The organism is Micromonospora arida (assembly GCF_042873195.1).
Classification (GTDB): Bacteria; Actinomycetota; Actinomycetes; order Mycobacteriales; family Micromonosporaceae; genus Micromonospora; species Micromonospora arida.
Window position 1 is genome coordinate 347,843 of record NZ_JBIALC010000004.1, and the last position, 19,591, is coordinate 367,433.

The window sequence follows — 19,591 nt, forward strand, 5'->3', positions numbered from 1 at the left end:
CCTGAGGTGGCCGGGCCGTCCGCGAGAGCCCGTCAGAAGTCGTCCACGCTGACCGTCACCCGGTCGGTGCTCGATCTCCAGTTGGGCACGTTGATCAGCTCGTAGCCGCCGCCGCGCTGGCCCACGGTGATCCGTACCAGGCCGAGGTGTGCCGGCGTCGCCGGGATGAAGACGTCCATGCCGGTGATGAAGGTCTGGCTGAAGAACTCCGGCAACGGGGCCGTCAGGTCGGTGACGCCGTCGCTGCCGTCGTCGAAGGCGAAGATGCCGATCGTCCGCTTGACGCGGGGTGTGTTCGCCGCGTTCAGGACATCCCTGCCGTTGATCCAGAGGTGGTCTCCGGCGTCGCCCTGGTCGCCCCACCACTCCTTCTGCCGTTGGATCGTGAGCGCCGTGTGCCGGTCGCTGGTCTCGACCAGGCCGCTGAGGCCCTCGCCCGGCTCGCTGGTCGCCAGGCGCAGGAACGAATCCGAGCGGAGGAACGGCTGGAAGTAGAAGTGGTGCGTCGCGGCGCCCGGGCGCACGATGGCGAACTCGTAGCGGGCCGTGGCGAGCACCGGGAGAGGGCCGAACGAGCCGTCGCCGCCGAGTGACAGCCGATGTGCGGGACGGTGCGACAGTCGGCCGCCGGTCAGTGGGCTGACCGGGTAGACCTCGAGGGTCGCACCGGTGACACCGACGTTGCTCGGAAAGAGCACGGCGCGGCCGGAGACCCGGGCGGCGCCGAAGAGTTGCGGCACGATCCGCGTCGTGTGGGGCGCGCGGCCCCGGAGGAACCCGAAGATCTCGGTGAACGACTCCGCCGACGACACGGTCTGGGTGTGCGACTGGTCCGGCAGGTGCACGTTTGTCGCGCCGACGACGGCGCGGGCCGGGTCACCCTCGCCCCAGATCGCGAGCGTGGGCACCCCACCCGGAGGGGAGGTCGCGGGACGCCCGTCCAGGTTGACGTAGTGCGCGACCCGTGCGGCACGCTCCGGCGAGCTGTTGAGATAGCCCTGCGAGACGAAGGTGCCCAGCGAGTGCGCGACGAGGTCGACCCGGTCCGCGCCGGTGGCCGTCAGCAGGCGGGCGATCCGTGCGTCGAGTCCCGCGTACACCTGGGGCAGGGTCGTCGCGATGTTCGGGGAGTCGTACTCGTGGGCTTCGATGATGTCGATCGGGTACCCGTTGCTGGCCAGCCGTTTGGCCTGGGTCTCGAACTGCGCTGCGGATCCCGCGCTGCCGTGTACGAAGATCACTGGACGGTACGTCGGTGTGGCGGCGGCTTCGGCGGCGTGTGGAACGGCGACGGCGGACAGGCTGGCCGCGAGGGCGACCCCGGCCACCACGGAGAGCAGGCTCCGGAGAGATGTGTGCATCGATCCTCCACCTGGACGGACGAAGTATTTGCACTACTAGCGCAAGTATCGTGTCAGGGTGGGGCGCGATGGTCCACACCTTCCGGTCAGTTGACCTTTGTGGCGAGCAGGTCGCCGACGGCCGCGCGGACCGGGTCGGGGTTCGACCAGCTCCAGTTGGGATGCGCGCGGTTGGTGAGCAGCGCCAGGACGAGTTTGCGGTCGGGCGCGACCAGCAGCGAGGGGCCGGCGAATCCGGTGTGGCCGAAGGTCCGGGCCGAGGCGAGCTTCCCCATGAACCAGCTCTGGTCGAGGACGACGCCGAGGCCGTGCGCCGAGGTCCGGTTGGGACGCTCGGGGTCGATGGCGGGTTTGCCGGCGTTGTGGTTGGTGAGCATCCGGCGCACCGTCGCCGCGGCGAGGATCCGCTTGCCCTGGTGGGTGCCCTCGTTGAGGAGCAGCTGGCCGATGGCCGCGAGATCGGTCGCGGAGGCGAAGATGCCGGCGTGGCCGGCGATGCCGCCGAGGTGGTTGGCGACGTCGTCGTGGACGACGCCACGGAGCAGCCCTCGGGACGAGCGGGCGTCGGTGGCGACCAGCCGGCTGGCCTTCGCGGCGGCCGACAGCCAGCTGTTCGGGTTGAAGCCGGTGTCGCGCAGGCCGAGCGGGTCGGTCAGGTTGGTCTTGAGCGCCTGGTCGAGCCGCTGGCCGGTGACCTTCTCGACGATCTTGCCGGCGACCATGAGCCCGACGCTGGAGTAGCGGAACGTGTTCCCCGGCACGGCGCCGGAGACCAGCGGCGTGCCGAGTACGGCGTTCCAGCGGGCCGTGTTGTCGGGCAGGCCGGTGACCTTGGCGCCGACGGGAAGGCCGCTGGTGTGGGTGAGCAGCATCTCGACGGTGATTCGCTCCTTGCCCGTGCCGGTGAAGGCGGGCAGGTAGTCGCGCACCGGAGCGGCGAGGTCGACACGTCCCTTGTCCACCTGCTGCAACAGCAGGATGGCCGTGTACACCTTGGTGACCGAGGCGAGGTCGAAGATGGAGTCCCGGCGCATCGCGACGCGCTGGTTCACCGCGAGCAGCTTCGGGCCCGCCTCGTAACGCAGCGCCTCACCGACCGCGGTGTGCACAGTCATCTTCCCGCCCACCAGGACGAGAGCGACAGCGCCGGGGAAACCCTTGTGTTGCACGGTCTGCGGGGTCGCGGGCAGGTGCCGCTGGAGCAGGGCGGTCACGTCCTGCGCGTAGCGGGCCTGACGGATTGGCGGATTGCCGCCGACCGGCGCGTCCGGTGCCCTGGGCGGTGACTCGAGATCTCCCGCCGGACCAAATCCGGCTCGGTTGCCGGCCGCGCCCGCCCCGGTCGTCGCGTCGCCAGGGGCGGCCGCGCCGGGGTTCGGCGCGCCGGTGGCACCGCAACCGGTGAGGGCGGAGGTCGCGGCGGCCAGACCGGCCCCGAGCAGAGTACGACGCGCAACGGGCATGCCGGAGATCGTGACAGCCGGCCTGGCAACGCGCCACCGGACCCGTCCGAACGTCGGACCCGGCCGGCCCATCGGTCAACAGGTCGTCATCTGGCGGACACAGCCGGTTGCCGTTCCGGTGGTTGTGCGACGATCGGCTGGCAAACGTCGAATGACCGTCCACCGGTCTGTCCGCGCACGGCCGCGGACAGCGACCGGGGAGGGCACACCCCGTTACCCCCTTGGAGAGCACGATGTCCCTCTCCCCGTCCCGGGTCTTCGCCGAGCTGAATGCGGCCCGACCCCCTGACCAGCCGTCCCCCACGATGGGCACGGCCGTCGTGGTCGGCGGCAGTGTCGCCGGTCTGCTGGCCGCCCGGGTGCTGTCCGACCACGCCGACACCGTCGTCATCATCGACCGGGACGACCCGCAGGTGACCGGCGCGCGGCCCGGCGTACCCCAGGGGACTCAGCTGCACGCGCTGCTGCCCGGCGGCCTCTTCCAGCTGGAGCGACTGTTTCCCGGATTCCGCGACGAGGCACTGGCACGCGGAGCGGTCGAGGCGCCGCCCGCGGCCCGGCGCAACTACCTCGACGGGCGTCTGAAGGTCGTCGTCCCCGACGACGCCGACAGTCTGGCGGGCAGTCGGCCGCTGCTGGAGGGCCTGATCCGCCAGCAGGTGCTCAGACTGCCCAACGTCAAGACGATCACCGCCCGCGCCACCGGCCTCGTGTTCGACGGCGCCGCGGTCACCGGGGTCCGCTGTGAGGTCGGTGGGGTGCCCGGTGTCGAACGCGCTGACCTCGTGGTGGACGCCATGGGGCGTTCCAGCAGGCTCTCGGACTGGCTGGAGCAGGCCGACTGGGACCGGCCGGTCACCCGGCGGATGACAGTGCACCTCAACTACGCGACCGCCCTGTTCCGCCGTCCGGAGGTCACCCCGGCCTCGACGGTCGTACTGGCCCTGAACACTCCGAGGATGGCGATGGACGTGGCCGGTGCCGCGTTCTTCGCCATCGAGGACGGCCGGTGGATGGCCATGATGGCCGGTTACGGCAACGACCGTCCGGGGCGTACCGCGGCGGACTTCGTCCGCCGCCTGCGCGAGCAGTTCCCACCGGAGTTCGGCGAGGTCGCCGACCAGGAGATGATCGGCGACGTCCAGACCTACCACCATGCCGACAGCCGACGACGGGACTTCCACGCGCTCAAGCGGTTCCCGGCCGGCCTGATCAGCGTCGGTGACGCCGTCGCGTCGTTCAACCCGGTGTACGGGCAGGGTATGACGGCGTCGGCCCTGCACGCGGCCTGCCTGTCGACGTACCTTCGGTCCGGCCCGGACCTGCGGGCGCCCGCGCGCCACTACCTCGCGCTCCAGAAGGTCGTGGTCGATGCCGCCTGGTCGCTCTCCACCTCGGCGGACCTGGCGTTGCCTCACGTCGACGGGCCCTACCCGCGCGGCTACCGGTTCTCCAGGTGGGCCAGTGGGCAGGTCATCGCCGCGACCGTCACGGACGTGGCGACCGCGCGGCGGTTCAACGACGTCGTCTCCATGCGCGAGCACCCGCACTCGCTGGCCCGCCCCGGCGTGCTCCTGGGCGCCCTGCGCGCCAACCGGCGCGCACGCTGAGCGGATGACCCGGCGGCCTCGCTGCGAGGCCGCCGGGAACGCTCTACCGGGGGAGCTTGCGGAGGATGTCGACCACGAAACGGTGGTCGTCCAGCTGCGGCAGCCCGGAGACACCGACCCAGCCCACCACACCGGTACCGCGCACGCGCAGCGGCACCGCGCCCCCGGCCGCCGCGTACCGCGCGGCCGGCAGGCCGTACCTCTCCGCCAGCGTCACCTGCTTGTCCTGACACAGCCGGGCCATGTAGAGCGAGGAGTGCTCGAACCGCATCACCACCCGCCCCTTGCGACGCAGCCACGCGTCGTTGTCCGCCGTCGACCCCGGCAGGCCACAGTGGAACAGCTGCCGCCCGGCCCGCCACACGCCCACCGAGACCGGCAGCCGCTGTTCGGTCGCGGCGGTGACGGCGAGCATCCCCAGCTCGTACGCGTCGGTCTCGGACAGACCCGCGAGCTCCAGCTCGTTCTCCTCGCGCAGCAGCTCGTCCAGCGTCGGCCACGATTCACGGTCAGCTGACATGTTCTTCTCCTTCGTGGTGCGGGCGATCATCCGCGTCGTGCGGGGCGATCACCAGGCGCAGGGCGCGTAGTCCTTCAGGAAACAGCCGTACAGATCCTCGCCCTGCTCGCCGCGGACGATCGGGTCGTACACCCGGGCAGCGCCGTCGACCAGGTCCAGTGGGGCGTGGAAGCCCTCGTCGGCCAGCCGCATCTTCGTCGGGTGAGGGCGTTCGTCGGTGATCCAGCCGGTGTCGACGCTGGTCATCAGGATGCCGTCGGTCAACATCTCCTCGGCGCTGGTGCGGGTCAGCATGTTCAGCGCCGCCTTGGCCATGTTGGTGTGCGGGTGCCCCGGCCCCTTGTAACCGCGGCCGAACTGGCCCTCCATCGCCGACACGTTCACCACGTACTTGCGACGGGCCGACGCGGCGGCCATCACCGGGCGCAACCGGCTGACCAGCACGAACGGCGCGGTGACGTTGCACAGTTGCACTTCGAGCAGCTCGACCGGGTCCACCTCCTGGACCCGCTGGACCCAGCTGTTGACCGAGTCGAGGTCGGGCACGAGACCTCCGGCGTCGATGGCCGTGGACGCCGCGATCCGTTCCGGCGAGGCCGAGCCGCTGGTCAGTGCCAGCGCGGTGAGCGCGTGCGGGGTGAGCGCCGTCGACTGTGGCCCGGCGGTCAGGCTGCCCACCGGGCCGCCCTGCCCGTCCGGCTTGGCGAACGTGATCAGCTCCGGCAGCGGGCCGTCCGGCAGGGCCGCGGCCTCGGCGGCGATGAGTTGCGCGTACGCCCCGGGGGACCGGCGGACGGTCTGCGCCGCGTTGTTGATCAGGATGTCCAGGGGGCCCTGGCTGCCGACGTCGTCGGCGAGCGCGATCACCTGGGCGGGGTCGCGCAGGTCGATCCCGACGATGCGCAACCGGTGCAGCCAGTCCGAGCTGTCGGGCATCGCGGCGAAACGGCGGACCGCGTCGTGCGGGAACCGGGTCGTCACCGTCGTGTGCGCGCCGTCGCGCAGCAGCCGCAGCGCGATGTACATGCCGATCTTGGCCCGGCCGCCGGTGAGCAGCGCACGCCGGCCGGTCAGGTCGGTGCGGGCGTCGCGGCGCTCCCGGTTCAACGCGGCGCAGGACGGGCAGAGCTGGTGGTAGAAGGCGTCCACCTCGCGGTAGCGCTGCTTGCAGACGTAGCAGCCGCGCGGGTTGTGCAGGACGCCGGCCGTCTCGCCCGCGACGGAGGACGCGAGTGGAATGCCCTGTGTCTCGTCGTCGATCCGCCCCGGAGCGCCGGTGGCGGTGGCCTCCGTCACCGCGCGGTCGGCGGCGAGGATGGCGTCCCGCCGCTCCTCCCGCCGCCGCTGCTTGATCACCTTGTAGAGCCGGGCGGTGGCCCGCTGCACCTGCACCACGTCAGGGTGGTCGGAGGGTAGCGCCTCCAACTCCTCGAAGACGCTGAGGCAGGCCTCCAGCCGGCTTCGGTCAATACCCTCTTGACCGTTTTCGGTAATGTTGTCCACCGTCATGCGTCGTTGTCTCGTCCCGTATCCCGTGCCGGCTCCAGCCGACCCGCCCCAAGTCCGACCCGAAACGGTACGCGCCTCACGGCCTCCGACGCACCTCGCGGCCGCTCGGCGTGGTGCGCCTCGCGGCGCTGTCAGTCGGCGTGGCCGAGACGCCAGTAGCCCATGAAGGCCACCGCCCGCCGGTCCAGGCCCCGCTCGGCGACGAGGTGCCGGCGCAGGTGACGGATGACGCCGGCCTCCCCGGCCAGCCACGCGTAGAGCGGCGCCGAGGTCACCTGCTCGGGCACCTCCCACAGGATCTCGGTGTCCACGTCGACGTCCGGCACGGGTTGGGCGGTCGTCGACGCGCCGGGGGCCAGCAGTTCCCCGGCCGCCTCGACGACGGCGGGCACCAGCCGGCTGCCGCACCCGCCGGCGCCCCGGGCCAGCCAGCGCACCTCGACGCCAGGCGGCGCGAGCAGCGGCAGCACGTCGGCTTCGTCGGGCACCTCCAGCACGACAGTGCCTCGGGCGTCGAGGGGGAGCCGCTCGCAGATGCTGCTGATCGCCGGCACGGCGGTCTCGTCCCCGGCCAGCAACAACGTGCCGCCGGTGGACGGTCGAAACTCGACCCCGCCGTGGTTGCCGTCGAAGCCGGCATCCGGCCCGACCAGTGCGATCTCGTCGCCGACGCCGGCCCGCCGAGCCCAGCGCGTCGCCGGACCACTGTCGCCGTGCAGCACCAGGTCGACGTCCACCTCGGCCAGGTGCGGGCGGACCGCCCGCACCGTGTAGGTGCGTATCGGGTTGCGCAGGTGCTCGGGCAGGGCGCGCCACGTCGCGTACCAGTCCGCGCCGTCCGGCAGGGTCGCCCGGTCCTGACCGGGCAGCGGCAACGCCAGCTTGATCCGCTGGTCGTAACCGTTGTCGGCGAAGCGGTCCAGGTTCGCCCCGGTGAAGGTCACCCGGGTGAAGGACGGGCTCAGGCGGCGTACCGCGCTCACGGTGACGGCGAACACGCGCCACGGGGCGATGGGCAGGGTCTCGGTCATGGTCCCTCTCTCGACTCGGGCCGGCGTCTACCGGGTGGTGCTCGCCACGGCGCGGGAGCGCCACAGCAGCCAGACGAAGTACGGGGTGCCGATCATGGCGGTGACCAGGCCGGCGGGGATCTGGGCCGGCGCGATGACCGTCCGACCGAAGGTGTCGGCGATGCTGACCAGCGCTGCGCCGAGCAGGGCGGCCACCGGGAGCACCCGGGAGTGCCGGCCGCCGACGAGTGCCCGCGCGGCGTGCGGGGCGACCAGACCGACGAAACCGATGACCCCGACGGCCGAGACGGCGGTGGAGGTGAGCAGCGCCGCCGCGCCGAGCGCGATCAACCGGGTGCGTTCCAGCCGGACGCCCAGCACCCGGGGGGTGTCGTCGTCCAGCGCCATCAGGTCGAGTTCCCGGCGGGCGGCGACCACGGCCGGGGTGAGCACCAGCAGGGCGATCAGCACCGGCAGCACCTGGGTGGGCATGCGGCCGTAGGTGGAGCCGGACAGCCAGGTCAACGCCTTCCCGGTGTTCCACGGGTCGAAGGCCACGACCAGGTAGGTGATGACCGCCATGCCGCCCTGCCAGGCGCCGAAACCGATCAGCACCAGTCGGTCGGAGCTCAGTCCGCCGCGCCAGGCCAGGCCGTAGACCAGGGCGAACGCCAGCATCGCACCGAGCCCGGCGACACCGGAGACGGCCCACACCCCGGCCAGCGGCACGAAGGTGAGCAGGGAGACGGCGCCGAGTCCGGCGCCGGCGGTGATGCCGAGGATGCCGGGTTCGGCCAGCGGATTGCGGCAGACCGCCTGCACTGTGGTGCCGGCGACCGCGAGCGCCGCGCCGGCCAGGACCGCCGCGGCGACGCGCGGCCACCGTTGGTCCAGCACAAAGGTGTACGCGGGCCCGGTGGTGCCGTTGACCCAGTTGACGACGTCCCCGAGCAGCACCCAGGTGTCACCGGCGAGCATGCCGACCGCCACGGCGCAGACGGTCAGGACGGCGGTGACGGCGACGACGCCGCGGTGGAAGGCGGCGGAGCGGACGGCCGCGTGCCCTCCGGGCGGACGACGGGTGGGGCCGGCGTCGCGGTGCCGGCGGGCCAGCCAGATGAGGATCGCCGCGCCGAACAGGGTGGTGACCACGCCGGTGGGGATGTCGACCCCGGCCTGCCCGCCCAACACGGCCCGCAGCAGCACGTCGGACCCGAGCACGATGACGACCCCGGCGATGCCGGACAACGGCAGCAGGATGCGGTGCCGGTGCACGCCCGGCACCACGGGGGCGAGCAGCCGGACGATCACCGGTGCGCACAGGCCGACGAAGCCGACCGGGCCGGTGAGGGTGACGGCTGCGGCGGAGAGCAGCACGGCCAGCACCATGACGGTGAGCCGGGTGCGCCGCACGTCGAGGCCGAGCACTGTGGCGGTGTCGTCGCCGAGGGCGAGGATGTCGAGGCGGTGCCCGAGCAGCACGAGCACGATGGCGGCGCCGACGATCACCGGGGCGAGTTGGGTCAGCGCGGTCAGGTCGCTCTGCACCAGCGAGCCGTTCCCCCAGGCGAACAGCCCGATGGTGGCCTGCTCGAACAGGAGCAGCAGCAGGGTGGTCACCGACCCGAGCGCCAGTGCGGTCGCCGAGCCGGCGAGGATCAGCCGGGTGGTGCCGGCCTGTCCACCGGAGGACATCGCCATCACCAGGCCGGCGGCGGCCAGCCCGCCGCCGAAGGCGAGGCCGCCGGCGGGCAGCGCGGGCAGTGAGACGCCGAACGCGGCGACGGCGACGATCGCCAGGTGGGCGCCCGCGTTGACCGCGAGGGTGTCGGGGGACGCGAGCGGGTTGCGGGCGATCGACTGCAACGCCGCCCCGGCGAACCCGAGCGCGACGCCGATGGCGAGCCCGGCGAGCAGCCGGGGCAGCCGGGACGCGATCAGGACGCGGGCCGCCTCGTCGTCCGCGCCGGTCGCGAGCCGCAGCAGGTCGAGGGCGCCGACGTTCGAGGTGCCCTGGGTGAGGTGCACCGCGCCGACCACGAGCAGCACCAGGATCGCGGCGACGAAGACGACGGCGACGCGGGGCACGGCCCGGCGTCCGCCCGGAGCCGGCCGGGTGGCCGGCCCCGGGCGTGGGGGCGCGTTCAGCACGCTCACACCGTGTACGTCTTGACGAGTTCGTCGATGTACTGCTTGCCGGAGAGCGGACCGCCGAAGGTCCAGATGCCGTTGGGCATCTTGTGCAGGTTGCCCTTCTGCACGAAGGGCAGCGACTTCCAGATGGCGTTGCCGGCGAGACCGTCGGCGAACACGTCGTCGCCGTCGGAGGCGTTGTAGAAGAGGTGCATGTTCGGGTCCTTGAGGACCGTCATGCCCTCGACGTCGGTCTGGCCCAGGCCCCACACCTCATCGGTCTTGCCGGTCCAGGCGTTGGTGAGGCCGAGTTGGATGCCGATCTGGGAGACCAGCGCGCCCTTGCCGAACATCCGGATGCTGACGGTGCTGCCCTCCTTCCAGCCGTCGGCGATGGCGAACGGCCGGCCGGCGGCACCCGCGTCGGCGATCTTCTTCTTGCCGTCGGCGATGGCCGTGTCGAAGTCGGCGAGCAGCTTCTCCGCCTCGGTGGTCTTGCCGACCGCCTTCGCGATCATGTTGAGGTCGGTGCGCATCCGGCCGAGGTTGTCGGTGGCGTCACTGCCCTTGGCGACCACCACGGGCACGAACTTCTCCAGCTGACTGACGATGTTGGCGCCCCGGTCGTCCTCCATCACGACGAGGTCGGGTTGGAGGGCGACGATCGCGTCGACGCTGGGCTCCCCGCGGACCCCGACGTCCTTGACGCCCGGGTCGAGCTTCGCGGAGGTGACCCAGGTGCCGTAGCCCTTGGGGTCGGCGACACCGACGGGCATGACGCCCAGGCTGACCAGCAGCTCGACCTCGCCCCACTCGAGCCCGACGACCTTGGTCGCCGGCGCCTTGAGGGTGATCTCCTTGCCCCGGCTGTCGGTGACGGTGACCGGTCCGCCGGCCGCCGAGGCGGAGGTGTCGGGGGCTGCGGCGTTCTCGGTGGTGCCGCAGGCGCCGAGCGTCAGCGCGGCCACGACGGCGATGAGGGCGGTGAAACGGGTACGGGTCATGACGGTCTTTCTCTGCTGTGGATGGGGGTGTTCAGACCAGGGCGCGGATCTGGTGCCGCCCGACCGGGCGGGTGGTGACCAGTCCGCTGAGCGGATCGGTGGTCACCTCGATGCGGATCCCGTAGGTCTCGGTGAGGGCGTTCTCGGTGAACACCGTTGCCGGGGTGCCGGTGGCGCGGACTCGGCCCTGCTGCAACAGGACCACCTCGTCCGCCACGGCGGCTGCCTGGTTGAGGTCGTGCAGCACGACGCCGACGGCGACGCCGTGATCGTCCGCGAGGTCACGGACCAGATCGAGGATCTCCACCTGGTAGCGCAGGTCGAGAAACGTGGTGGGTTCGTCGAGGAGCAGAACCGGGGTGTCCTGGGCGAGGCAGGTCGCCAACCAGACCCGCTGCAACTCGCCTCCGGAGAGTTCGTCGACGGGACGGTCGGCCATTGCGGCGACGCCGGTGACGTCCATGGCGCGTGCGATGGCGGCGGGACCGTCCGGGTCCTCGGTGCGCCAGCGCCCCCGGTAGGGGTGGCGGCCGTAGCCGACGACGTCGCGGACGGTGACGCCGCTGGGCACCGGCCGGCTCTGGGCGAGCAGGGTGACCCGCCGGGCGAACTCCCGGGCCGCGAGGCTGGCGGCCGTGACGCCGTCGGCGAGGTGCACGATTCCGGCCTCGATCGGGTGCAGCCGGGCCAGGGCCCGCAACAGTGTGGACTTGCCGCTGCCGTTGGGCCCCACCAGTGCGGTGACGGCACCCGCGCGGAGGTTGATCACGGCACCGTGCACCACCGGCACACCGTGATAGCCCAGACGGAGGTCGACGCCGGACAGGCTGCGCTCCCCGTTGACCGACGCCAACTCGTTCTGCATGAGGTTAGGCTAACCTAACCGAATGACGGCCTGTCAAGCCGGTCGCGGGTCCGTGACCGGCTTGGCGGACCGGTGGTCGTCGGGTCCGTGCGCGCGTGGGGGATGCTGGGTCCGTGCACATCGCGACCCTCGGCCCACTCGCCGTCGACGGCAAGCCCGTTCGGGGTGAACGGCTCGCGGCGGTGCTCCGCGCGCTCGTCGACGCGCGGGGGCGGGCGGTCTCCGTGAGCCTGTTCGTGGACGCCGTCTGGGACGGCGTGCCGCCCGACGACGCGACCGGCGCCGTCCAGGCGCTCGTGTCCCGGGTGCGCCGTCTCGGGCTGCCCGTGGTCGCGGTGCCGGGCGGATACCGGCTGCCCGCCGAGGAGATCACCGTCGATGCGCTCGAGGCGCGCGCCCTCGTCGACCAGGCGGGCACCATGCTCCGGTGCGGTGACGTCCGTGCCGCCCGCGGCCTGGCCGATCAGGCGCGGGCCCTGTTCCCCGAGGTGCCCGAGCTGGTCAGCGCCGAGGACACCCGCCTGTTCGCGGAGGTCGCCGCGCTGCGCGCGCAGGCGGCGCTCGCCGGCGTGGGCCGGTTCGACGAGGTCGACCTGGGCCGACTCGTCGCGCGGACACCGCCGGACGAGCCGTCCGCCGCCCTGCTCGTGCGCGTGCTTGCCGCGCAGGGACGGGAGGCGGAGGCGCTGGAGGTGGTCGAGCGACTGCGCGCCGACCTGGCCGACCGCTACGGCACCGACCCGTCGCCGGTGATCACGAGCGTCCACCTGGCGTTGCTCCGCGGTGAACTCACCGCGCCGCCCGTCGCGGCACCGCCCCGGCAACAGGCGCGGATCACGCTGCCCGCCGCGTGGCGCCGCCCCATGGCCGCCCTCGTCGGACGGGAGCGCGACGTCAAGGCCGTCACCGACGCGCTCGCCGAGACACCCGTCGTGACGATCGTGGCGACCGGCGGGGCGGGCAAGACCCGGCTCGCCGCCGAGGTGGCCAGGCGTACGGCAGCGGGCGGGCGGGCGGTCCGCGTGATCGAACTCGCTGGTCTGCGCTCGCCCGACGAGGTGCTGCCCACGGTGCTCGCCGCGCTCGGCGGTGCGGACACCACGGCGACCGGCGGCAACCTGGGTCTGGAGCGGCGGGTCCTCAGCCCCGAGGAGCGGCTGCGCGCCGTGGCGCCGGACCTGGACGGGCTGGTGGTGCTGGACAACTGCGAGCACGTGCTCGACGCGGTGGCCGTCGTCGTCGCGGACCTGGTCGCGGCGGCCTCGCCGGAGGTCGCGGTGCTCGCGACGAGCCGCGCCCCACTGGGCCTGGTCGGCGAGTTGGTACACCGGCTGACCGCGTTGCCGGACGCCGACGCGCTCGCGCTGGTCGAGTCCCGGGCACGGGCCGGTGGTGCCGTACCGACCTGGGACACCGAGCGGGCGCTCGCCCTGTGCCACCGGCTCGACAACCTGCCGCTGGCCCTCGAACTGGCCGCCGCGCGACTGCGGCACATGCCGATCGACGACGTGCTCGCCGGGCTGACCGACCGGTTCGCGCTGCTCGACGACGCCCTGCGCGGCCTGCCCGAGCGGCACGCGAGCCTGTGGACGTTGGTCGACTGGAGCAGGGAACTGCTCGCCGAGGCCGACCGTGACCTGCTCCAGCGGGTCGCGGTCATCCCCGCGCCGTTCACCGCGGACCTCGCCGCCGCCGTCGCGCAGGCCCCGGACGTGCGTCGCGGCCTGGCGACCCTCGTCGAACAGTCCCTGTTGACCCTGGTCGAGGGGGACGGTCCGCCGCGCTACCGCATGCTCGAAACGGTCCGCGAGTACGGCGAGGCCCGGCTGGACGCGGCCGGTGTCCGGGACCAGGCCATGGCCGGCCTGGTCAGGTGGGCGCGGGAGCAGGCCGTCGCCCTGGCCGGCCGCTTCATCGGCCCCGGCCAGGTCGAGGCGCTGGACCGTTGCGCCGCCGAGCAGGACAACCTGGTCGCGGGCCTGCGGTGGGCGATGGGAGCGGACGACGAGCCCGCCGCCGTCGACGTCGCCACCGCTTTGTTCCACCTCTGGTCGGTGCGGGGCCTGCACCTGGAGGTCCTCGCCTGGGCGCGCGGGCTGCTGCACATCGACGACCCGCAGCGGCGGCTACGGTCGGCGATCCTGCGCGGCGCGGCCAGCGGCCGGCCACTGCCCAACGCCGACCGGCTGGCATGGACGTGCGTGGTGATCAGCGTGAACGCCGGCGTCAGCGCCGATCTGCGGCCCGCCGTGCTCGCCCGGCGGGCGCTGCGGACGCTCCAGACCGAACGTCCCGGCGAGGTGTCGTCCCGGATGGCCGCTCTCGCGTCGGCGCTGCCCGGCTTCGACGCGTCCGATCTGGAGCAGAGCCTGAAGAGCGCGACCGAGATGGTCGCGCACCCGGACCCGTACGTGCAGGGGCTGGGGCTGTTCGCACGCGCGGCCGTACGGGAGAACGGCGGCCTGCCGGAAGCGTCGATCAGCGACTCCGAGCAGGCTTACCACCGCTTCGAAGCCGCCGGCGACCACTGGGGCATGGCGATGGCGGCGGGTGCGGTCGGGCAGTTCCTGGTCCCGGGCGGGGATGCCCGGTCGGCCGAGTGGCTGACCCGCAGCGTGCGGCACATGGAGCTGGTCGGCGCCACCCAGGACGCGCGGTCGATCCGGGTACGGCTGGACGTGCAGCTCGCCCTGACCGGCGACGCCGAGGCGGAGCGGCGACTGGGCGAGACGGCCGCGCTGGGCCAGGCCGAGCAGATCGACGCCGCGCAGGCGCTGCTCGGCCTGGCGCACCTCGCCTGGCAGCGTGAGCGGTACGACGAGGCGCTCGCCCACGCCGACGAGGTGACCCGTGTCCTCGCCGGCTGGGTCGGGCCGCCGCCACAGCCGCGCGTGATGCTCCGGGCCACAGCGGCGATCATCTATTTGCGGCTGGCCCAGGTGGGGCGGGTGTCGGGCACCGACGCCACCATCCAGGCGGCCGCGATGCTGTCGCTCGCCCGCGAGGATGCGCTGACCTCACGGGACCTGCCGGTGATCGGGGCGTGGGCGTCGGGCGGCGCGGAGTTCGCGGCGTACCGGGGTGACGTCGACAGCGCCCGCGAACTGGCCGTACTCGCGAAGCGGATCGGCACCCAGATCGAGATGTTCTTCCCCTTCGAGAACGGCGAACGGCTCAACGCCATCCTCGGGAACGAGGAGCAGCGTGAGCCGTTGGTGGCCGCGTGGCGCGAGCGGCCACCCGCCGCGGCCGTCAGCCGGATCCGCGAGCTGATGGACGACCTGCTCGCCTGACTCAGATCTTCTTGCGGTACGCCCGCAGCGCCAGCGGCATGAACACCGCAACGAAGCCGGCGCACCAGGCGAGCGTCCACCACACGTGGTTGCCCAGTGGGGTGCCGAGGAACAGCCCGCGTACCGACGCCACCAGATGGGTCATCGGGTTGACGTCCACGAACGCCTGCATCCAGCCCGGCAGGGTGTCGGCGCCGACGAACACGTTGGACGCGAAGCTCAGCGGCATGATCAACGCGAACATCACACCCTGCACTGCACCCGCGGTCCGCACCTTCATCGACACCAGCACCGGCAGCCAACTCAGGCAGAGCGCGAACAGCACCGCGAGCAGACACCCGGCGATCGCCCGGAACGGGTCGGTGTCGATCCGGAAACCCATCACGTAGCCGATCGCGAGCGTCGACACGGTGACGATGACGTACCGGACGACATCGCCGAGGACCGCGCCGACAAGTGGTGCGGAGCGGGGGATCGGCAACGACCGGAACCTGTCGAAGATGCCCTTGGCGATGTCGGTGTTGAGGTTGACGCCGATCGCGATGGCGCCGGTCGCGATCGTCTGCGCCAGGATCCCGGGCAGCAGGAACTGCAGGTAGTCGTGGGTCGATCCGGCGACTGCCCCGCCGAAGACGTACACGAAGATGATGAGGAACAGCACCGGTTGCAGGGTGACGTCGATGAGCGCCTCGGGCGTACGCCAGGTCTTGATGAGGCTGCGCTTGGCGAGCGCCAACGAGTGCCGGACCAGCCGGAACGGCCGAGGGTTCGGCGCGGAGTTCGACAGCACGCCGCTTCTCGTGGGCGCTGTGTCGGTCAGAGTGCTCATGCCGCGACCTCCGTGGGGCGGGTGGTGTCGTCTTCTGATGCCGTACGCCCGGTGAGGGTGAAGAACACCTCGTCGAGGCTCGGCAGGTGCAGGGAGAGTTCGGTGACCGCGATGCCGGCCGTGGCGAACCGCGCGACGCTCTCGGTCAGGGCCGCGTCGTCGGTGACCGGCACCGCGAGCACGCCCTTGCGGATCTCGTCGGCCTGCGCGCCGGAACCGACCTGGGTCAGGATCTCCGCGGTGCGGGGCAGTTGAGCCGGATCGGACGGTCGGACCTCCAGGGTCTGCCCGCCGACCACCCGCTTGAGCCCTTCGGGGGTGTCGTGCGCGATGACCCGGCCGTGGTCGATCACCGTGATCGCGTCGGCGAGCGCGTCGGCCTCCTCCAGGTACTGGGTGGTGAGCAGCACCGTCGAGCCGTTGTTGACAAGCGTTCGGACCACGTCCCACATGTCCTCGCGCTTGGCCGGGTCGAGCCCGGTCGTCGGCTCGTCCAGGAAGATCACGTCGGGGGAGCCGACGAGGCTGGCGGCCAGGTCCAGCCGTCGCCGCATGCCGCCGGAGTAGGTCTTGGCCGGACGGTTCGCCGCATCGGTCAGGTCGAACCAGTCGAGCAGTTCGGCGGCCCGTCGCCGGGCGCCGGCGCGCCCCAGGTCCAGCAGGGTGCCGAACAGCTCCAGGTTCTGCCGCCCGGTCAGGTCCTCGTCGACCGAGGCGTACTGGCCGGTGAGGCCGATACTCTGCCGAACTCGTTCGGCGTCCCGTACCACGTCGAAACCGCTGATTCGGGCGGTCCCGCCGTCCGGGGTGAGCAGGGTGGAGAGGATGCGCACGGCGGTGGTCTTGCCGGCGCCGTTGGGCCCGAGCACCCCGAGCACCGTCCCACGGGGTACGGCGAGGTCCACGCCCTGAAGCGCCCTCGTCTTCCCAAACGTCTTCACGAGGCCCTCGGCCTCGATCACCAGGTCAGCTGTCATGCGCCGAGTCTGCGCGGGCCCGCTGACACCGCCCCGACACGCGACCGACACGGGCTGACACGGCCTGAAACCGGGGTCGAGAGGGAGGGCGGCCAGGGTGTGCACCTCCACACCGACGGTCGGCGTCACGATATGCTGGCCACGGCAGAGCGCCTGCCAGCGCCCGATGTGGTGGCCCACGCCTGACCACATGCTTGGGGCCAAGAGTCTCCGACTCCGCGCCGATCTGTCGACTCTCGGCGTGCCGGTCACGCCGCCCGTTCGGTGGAGTGCGTGGGGCTGCACCGGAGGCGTCATGTCTGATCCCACCCCCCGACGGACCCCGGCGCCGGGACGCGCCCGCAAGCGCGCCGTCCGAGAACACGCCGCCCGCGCTGGCGTTGCCTACTCGGAGGCGGCCCGGCAACTCGAGTCGGTCGGCCTACGGCCCGGCGAAACCCTTTCCAGGTACGGGCGGACGATCTATCCGATCGGGTTCGACCCGCATCGCCAGCTGCTCGTCGAACGCCGTGAGCGGCGGTCGTTCGAGGAGCGGGTCTCGGACACCAGGCGGGCGGCTGCCCTGCCTCATGGCCGCGCGCAGCACCTCGTCGAGCGGTTCCCGCCCAGCCGTGGGCGTACCGGCAGCGGGGTGGGCTCGCTCTATCACGGCGAGGGCCGCGAGGAACTGCTCGCGATGCTGTACATCGTGATCGTGGTCGAGTCGCCAGGGTTGCTGCCCGAGGTGGGGGACCTCGCCTGGATCGCGGAACTCGGCGAGGACACCGCGCTCGACACGGCCTGCGCCGAAATCGACCGTGAGGCCCGCCGCCTGCTCGACCAGGATCCACTGGCCCTCTGGTCGAGCATCCAGAAGGCGCTGACCGTGGCCGAACGCATCGTGGACGGGCAGGTCCGCCAGGAGGCGATCCGGCAGACCGCGCTGTTGAGCACGATGATGACGCCGCGTCTGGGATACGCGGGCGAGCCGTACGTTCCGGGGTTGCCCGTGGCCGGTGCCCGGCAGATCCTCGACGCGCTGCTCATCGTCGCCGACGACGGACACGCGCCGGGCACCCGGGTACGCCTGCTCACGCAGCCGCACGACGGGCGGTCGGCCACGATCATCGGTGCCCGGTGGGGTTCGTCCGGTCCGCCGGTGGGCTATCTCGTGTGGCTCGACGCGGCGACGGCGCTGCTGTCGGCCCGCCCCGACGACCTGATTGTCCTGGCCGACCAGGAGACCACTCCGCGCTGAGCCGCGGCCCGGCAGGGTGACGTCCGCATCCTCCCCGCCGCCGTGCCCGGTCAGATCCTCCTGAACCGCTTCGTCGTCTGGACCAGCGTCGGATGGATCAGGCGACGGCCAGGCGGAAGACCTGTCGGGAACCGCCGTCCGGACCGGGATCGACGGCCTCGGCAGGGGTGAAACCAAGGCGTTCGTAGAAGGCACGCGCACCGCTGACACAGGCGCCCGGGTGATCGGCGCCAAAGGTGACCACTTCGACGGAGCCTGAACCCGGCACAAACCTGCGCATCGCCGCTGTCATCAGGGCACGACCAACACCCTTCCCCCGTGACTGCTCAGTAACGACAAGCCAGTGGACGTGGTGGGTCGGAGCCTTCGCCGTGAACAACAACCCACCCAGGAGATCGGACCCGGAGGAGACAGCAACGATCGCTGTGGACCGACGAATGTGCTTGCGCACCGCGTCATGGAAGCCACGATCCTCGACCATCGGGCCGAACCAGCACTCGACCTGGGCCGCCAGGCCAAGGAAGCCGTTGAAGTCCTGCTCTTCGGCGAGTCTGACGAACACCCGGGCAGTCTGACAGCAACACCAGGGCGTCAACCCCGCCCCACCTCGCCGATCATGAAGTTGTGGTGGTCAACAAAGCCCTGAATGGCATTACCCCACGCACCACAACTCCATGATCCACCAGGACGACCCGCCCTCATGCCGCGATCTTGCACTTTCTGTCCCGACATAGGGGCCATTCCACGCGTATCGACAACCGGAACTGCAAGATCGGCGGGGCGCGGGGCGCGGGGCGCGGGCACCGCGGGCGCGGGGCGGCCGGGCTCCCTCGCGGGGAGCCCGGCCGGTGCGGTCGAGGCCGTCGTCGAGCTGTCCGGCCGGCAGTCGGGGGGTGCTGCGGCGGGAGAGGTACGCACGGCGCGACCGCGCTCCACGCGGGGCCGCCTGCTCAGCTCGGTAGGCGGCCCCGCGTGGAGACGAAGTGGTACGACATGACGGCGAACCCGGGGTCACGGAGCAGCCGCCGGAATGCGTTCAGTTGCTGGGGCGACAGGCCAGCCGCCAGCAGGTCCGGTTCCAACTGGCGGGAGTTGGTCTCGTAGAGCGATGTTCCGGTCGACCCGCCGGGCCAGCTCTGCGAGTGGGTGATGGTGTCCAGGTCGGTCAGACCGGCGAGGGCCATCTCGGTGTGCACGTCCTGCGCCCAGCCCAGGTCGGCGCCGTGGTCCTCCAGGACACCCATCATGGCGTCCATGACCTGCGCGAAGAGCTTCGCGGCGTCGTCGCTGGGCGCGGTCAGCACCCACTGGGGCGCGGTGCAGTCGAACTCCTCGACCACCAGCCACCCGCCGGGCGCCAGCGCTCCGGTGAGCGTGCGCAGGACCCGTCGTCGATCGGGGAGATGCAGCAGGACCAGCCGGGCGTGGATCAGGTCGAACGCGTCCCCGGGTGGCGGTTCGGTGCGCACGTCGTGCTGGCGTACGTGCAGGTTGCCCTCGGCCACCAGGTGTGTGGGGTCGATGTCGGTGGCCAGCACGTGCCCGTCGTCGCCGACCGCGCGGGCCATCCGCCGGGCCATCGAGCCGCCACCCGCCCCGACCTCCCAGCAGGTCGCGCCCGGCTCCAGCACCGGGCGGGCCAGCCGCCGCGTCGTGATCGGGTCCAGGAAGGACTCCAGCGCGTGCATCTGCGCAACGGCGTCCGGTGCGCCGTTGTCGAACGTGTACGTGTCATCGCTCGTAGCGGTTGTCATCGGTGTCTACCTCTCCGTGGAGGGTC

General features: G+C 72.0%; 15 protein-coding genes. 3 read left to right on the top strand and 12 right to left on the bottom strand.

Annotation, left to right across the window (positions count from 1 at the left end; all coding sequences use genetic code 11):
* Nucleotides 1-32 precede the first annotated feature (32 nt).
* Nucleotides 33-1,361, bottom strand: coding sequence for an alpha/beta fold hydrolase (locus ACFYP0_RS15770; RefSeq protein WP_124859908.1), 1,329 nt, complete (start codon nt 1,359-1,361; stop codon nt 33-35).
* 86 nt (nt 1,362-1,447) lie between these two features.
* On the bottom strand, nt 1,448-2,824 hold the full coding sequence (locus tag ACFYP0_RS15775; RefSeq protein ID WP_124859906.1) for a serine hydrolase domain-containing protein: 1,377 nt from the start codon (nt 2,822-2,824) through the stop codon (nt 1,448-1,450).
* Between the two features lie 233 nt (nt 2,825-3,057).
* On the opposite strand from ACFYP0_RS15775, the gene ACFYP0_RS15780 reads away from it, so the two are divergent.
* Nucleotides 3,058-4,434: an FAD-dependent oxidoreductase gene (locus ACFYP0_RS15780; RefSeq protein WP_124859904.1), complete on the top strand. Its 1,377-nt coding sequence runs from the start codon at nt 3,058-3,060 to the stop codon at nt 4,432-4,434.
* 43 nt (nt 4,435-4,477) lie between these two features.
* On the opposite strand, the gene ACFYP0_RS15785 is transcribed toward ACFYP0_RS15780, so the two are convergent.
* The 6 genes from ACFYP0_RS15785 to ACFYP0_RS15810 all read right to left on the bottom strand — a co-directional run bounded on the left by ACFYP0_RS15785 (nt 4,478) and on the right by ACFYP0_RS15810 (nt 11,475).
* Nucleotides 4,478-4,954: a heme-degrading domain-containing protein gene (locus ACFYP0_RS15785; protein WP_124859902.1), complete on the bottom strand. Its 477-nt coding sequence runs from the start codon at nt 4,952-4,954 to the stop codon at nt 4,478-4,480.
* Nucleotides 4,955-5,002: 48 nt separating this feature from the next.
* The gene (locus ACFYP0_RS15790) at nt 5,003-6,463 is read right to left on the bottom strand and encodes an SDR family NAD(P)-dependent oxidoreductase (protein ID WP_355493387.1); all 1,461 of its coding nucleotides are present in this window, start codon (nt 6,461-6,463) and stop codon (nt 5,003-5,005) included.
* A gap of 131 nt (nt 6,464-6,594) precedes the next feature.
* Nucleotides 6,595-7,494 (bottom strand): siderophore-interacting protein, encoded by a 900-nt coding sequence (locus ACFYP0_RS15795; RefSeq protein ID WP_355493388.1) that lies wholly within the window; start codon nt 7,492-7,494, stop codon nt 6,595-6,597.
* A 27-nt stretch (nt 7,495-7,521) separates the two neighbouring features.
* On the bottom strand, nt 7,522-9,621 hold the full coding sequence (locus ACFYP0_RS15800; protein WP_357005918.1) for an iron ABC transporter permease: 2,100 nt from the start codon (nt 9,619-9,621) through the stop codon (nt 7,522-7,524).
* A gap of 5 nt (nt 9,622-9,626) precedes the next feature.
* Nucleotides 9,627-10,610: an ABC transporter substrate-binding protein gene (locus ACFYP0_RS15805; RefSeq protein WP_124859896.1), complete on the bottom strand. Its 984-nt coding sequence runs from the start codon at nt 10,608-10,610 to the stop codon at nt 9,627-9,629.
* Between the two features lie 31 nt (nt 10,611-10,641).
* Complete coding sequence (locus ACFYP0_RS15810; RefSeq protein WP_091406882.1) at nt 10,642-11,475, bottom strand: ABC transporter ATP-binding protein; 834 nt, start codon at nt 11,473-11,475, stop codon at nt 10,642-10,644.
* A gap of 113 nt (nt 11,476-11,588) precedes the next feature.
* On the opposite strand from ACFYP0_RS15810, the gene ACFYP0_RS15815 reads away from it, so the two are divergent.
* Nucleotides 11,589-14,768 carry a BTAD domain-containing putative transcriptional regulator gene (locus tag ACFYP0_RS15815; RefSeq protein WP_357005568.1) on the top strand — a complete coding sequence of 1,060 codons (3,180 nt, stop codon included), beginning with the start codon at nt 11,589-11,591 and terminating at the stop codon, nt 14,766-14,768.
* Nucleotide 14,769: 1 nt separating this feature from the next.
* Here ACFYP0_RS15815 and ACFYP0_RS15820 read toward each other — a convergent pair whose 3' ends face one another.
* On the bottom strand, nt 14,770-15,597 hold the full coding sequence (locus tag ACFYP0_RS15820) for an ABC transporter permease (RefSeq protein WP_124859890.1): 828 nt from the start codon (nt 15,595-15,597) through the stop codon (nt 14,770-14,772).
* Nucleotides 15,594-16,574: an ATP-binding cassette domain-containing protein gene (locus ACFYP0_RS15825; RefSeq protein WP_124859888.1), complete on the bottom strand. Its 981-nt coding sequence runs from the start codon at nt 16,572-16,574 to the stop codon at nt 15,594-15,596. Before ACFYP0_RS15825 ends, ACFYP0_RS15820 begins: the two co-directional genes overlap by 4 nt.
* A 295-nt stretch (nt 16,575-16,869) precedes the next feature.
* On the opposite strand from ACFYP0_RS15825, the gene ACFYP0_RS15830 reads away from it, so the two are divergent.
* Nucleotides 16,870-17,811: a hypothetical protein gene (locus tag ACFYP0_RS15830; RefSeq protein WP_357005564.1), complete on the top strand. Its 942-nt coding sequence runs from the start codon at nt 16,870-16,872 to the stop codon at nt 17,809-17,811.
* Nucleotides 17,812-17,908: 97 nt separating this feature from the next.
* Here ACFYP0_RS15830 and ACFYP0_RS15835 read toward each other — a convergent pair whose 3' ends face one another.
* Both ACFYP0_RS15835 and ACFYP0_RS15840 read right to left on the bottom strand, forming a co-directional pair.
* A complete protein-coding gene (locus ACFYP0_RS15835) occupies nt 17,909-18,373 on the bottom strand; it encodes a GNAT family N-acetyltransferase (RefSeq protein WP_386996447.1) in 465 nt (154 codons plus the stop codon).
* A gap of 388 nt (nt 18,374-18,761) precedes the next feature.
* Entirely contained in the window at nt 18,762-19,565 is an 804-nt protein-coding gene (locus ACFYP0_RS15840; RefSeq protein WP_355493395.1) for a methyltransferase domain-containing protein, read from the bottom strand.
* Nucleotides 19,566-19,591: the final 26 nt, after the last annotated feature.

Coding starts and splice junctions, on each gene's coding strand:
- ACFYP0_RS15840 (WP_355493395.1), bottom strand. CDS start 19,565: ATGACAACCGCTACGAGCGATGACACGTACACGTTCGACAACGGCGCA.
- ACFYP0_RS15810 (WP_091406882.1), bottom strand. CDS start 11,475: ATGCAGAACGAGTTGGCGTCGGTCAACGGGGAGCGCAGCCTGTCCGGC.
- ACFYP0_RS15825 (WP_124859888.1), bottom strand. CDS start 16,574: ATGACAGCTGACCTGGTGATCGAGGCCGAGGGCCTCGTGAAGACGTTT.
- ACFYP0_RS15790 (WP_355493387.1), bottom strand. CDS start 6,463: ATGACGGTGGACAACATTACCGAAAACGGTCAAGAGGGTATTGACCGA.
- ACFYP0_RS15805 (WP_124859896.1), bottom strand. CDS start 10,610: ATGACCCGTACCCGTTTCACCGCCCTCATCGCCGTCGTGGCCGCGCTG.
- ACFYP0_RS15820 (WP_124859890.1), bottom strand. CDS start 15,597: ATGAGCACTCTGACCGACACAGCGCCCACGAGAAGCGGCGTGCTGTCG.
- ACFYP0_RS15770 (WP_124859908.1), bottom strand. CDS start 1,361: ATGCACACATCTCTCCGGAGCCTGCTCTCCGTGGTGGCCGGGGTCGCC.
- ACFYP0_RS15775 (WP_124859906.1), bottom strand. CDS start 2,824: ATGCCCGTTGCGCGTCGTACTCTGCTCGGGGCCGGTCTGGCCGCCGCG.
- ACFYP0_RS15780 (WP_124859904.1), top strand. CDS start 3,058: ATGTCCCTCTCCCCGTCCCGGGTCTTCGCCGAGCTGAATGCGGCCCGA.
- ACFYP0_RS15795 (WP_355493388.1), bottom strand. CDS start 7,494: ATGACCGAGACCCTGCCCATCGCCCCGTGGCGCGTGTTCGCCGTCACC.
- ACFYP0_RS15830 (WP_357005564.1), top strand. CDS start 16,870: ATGTCTGATCCCACCCCCCGACGGACCCCGGCGCCGGGACGCGCCCGC.
- ACFYP0_RS15785 (WP_124859902.1), bottom strand. CDS start 4,954: ATGTCAGCTGACCGTGAATCGTGGCCGACGCTGGACGAGCTGCTGCGC.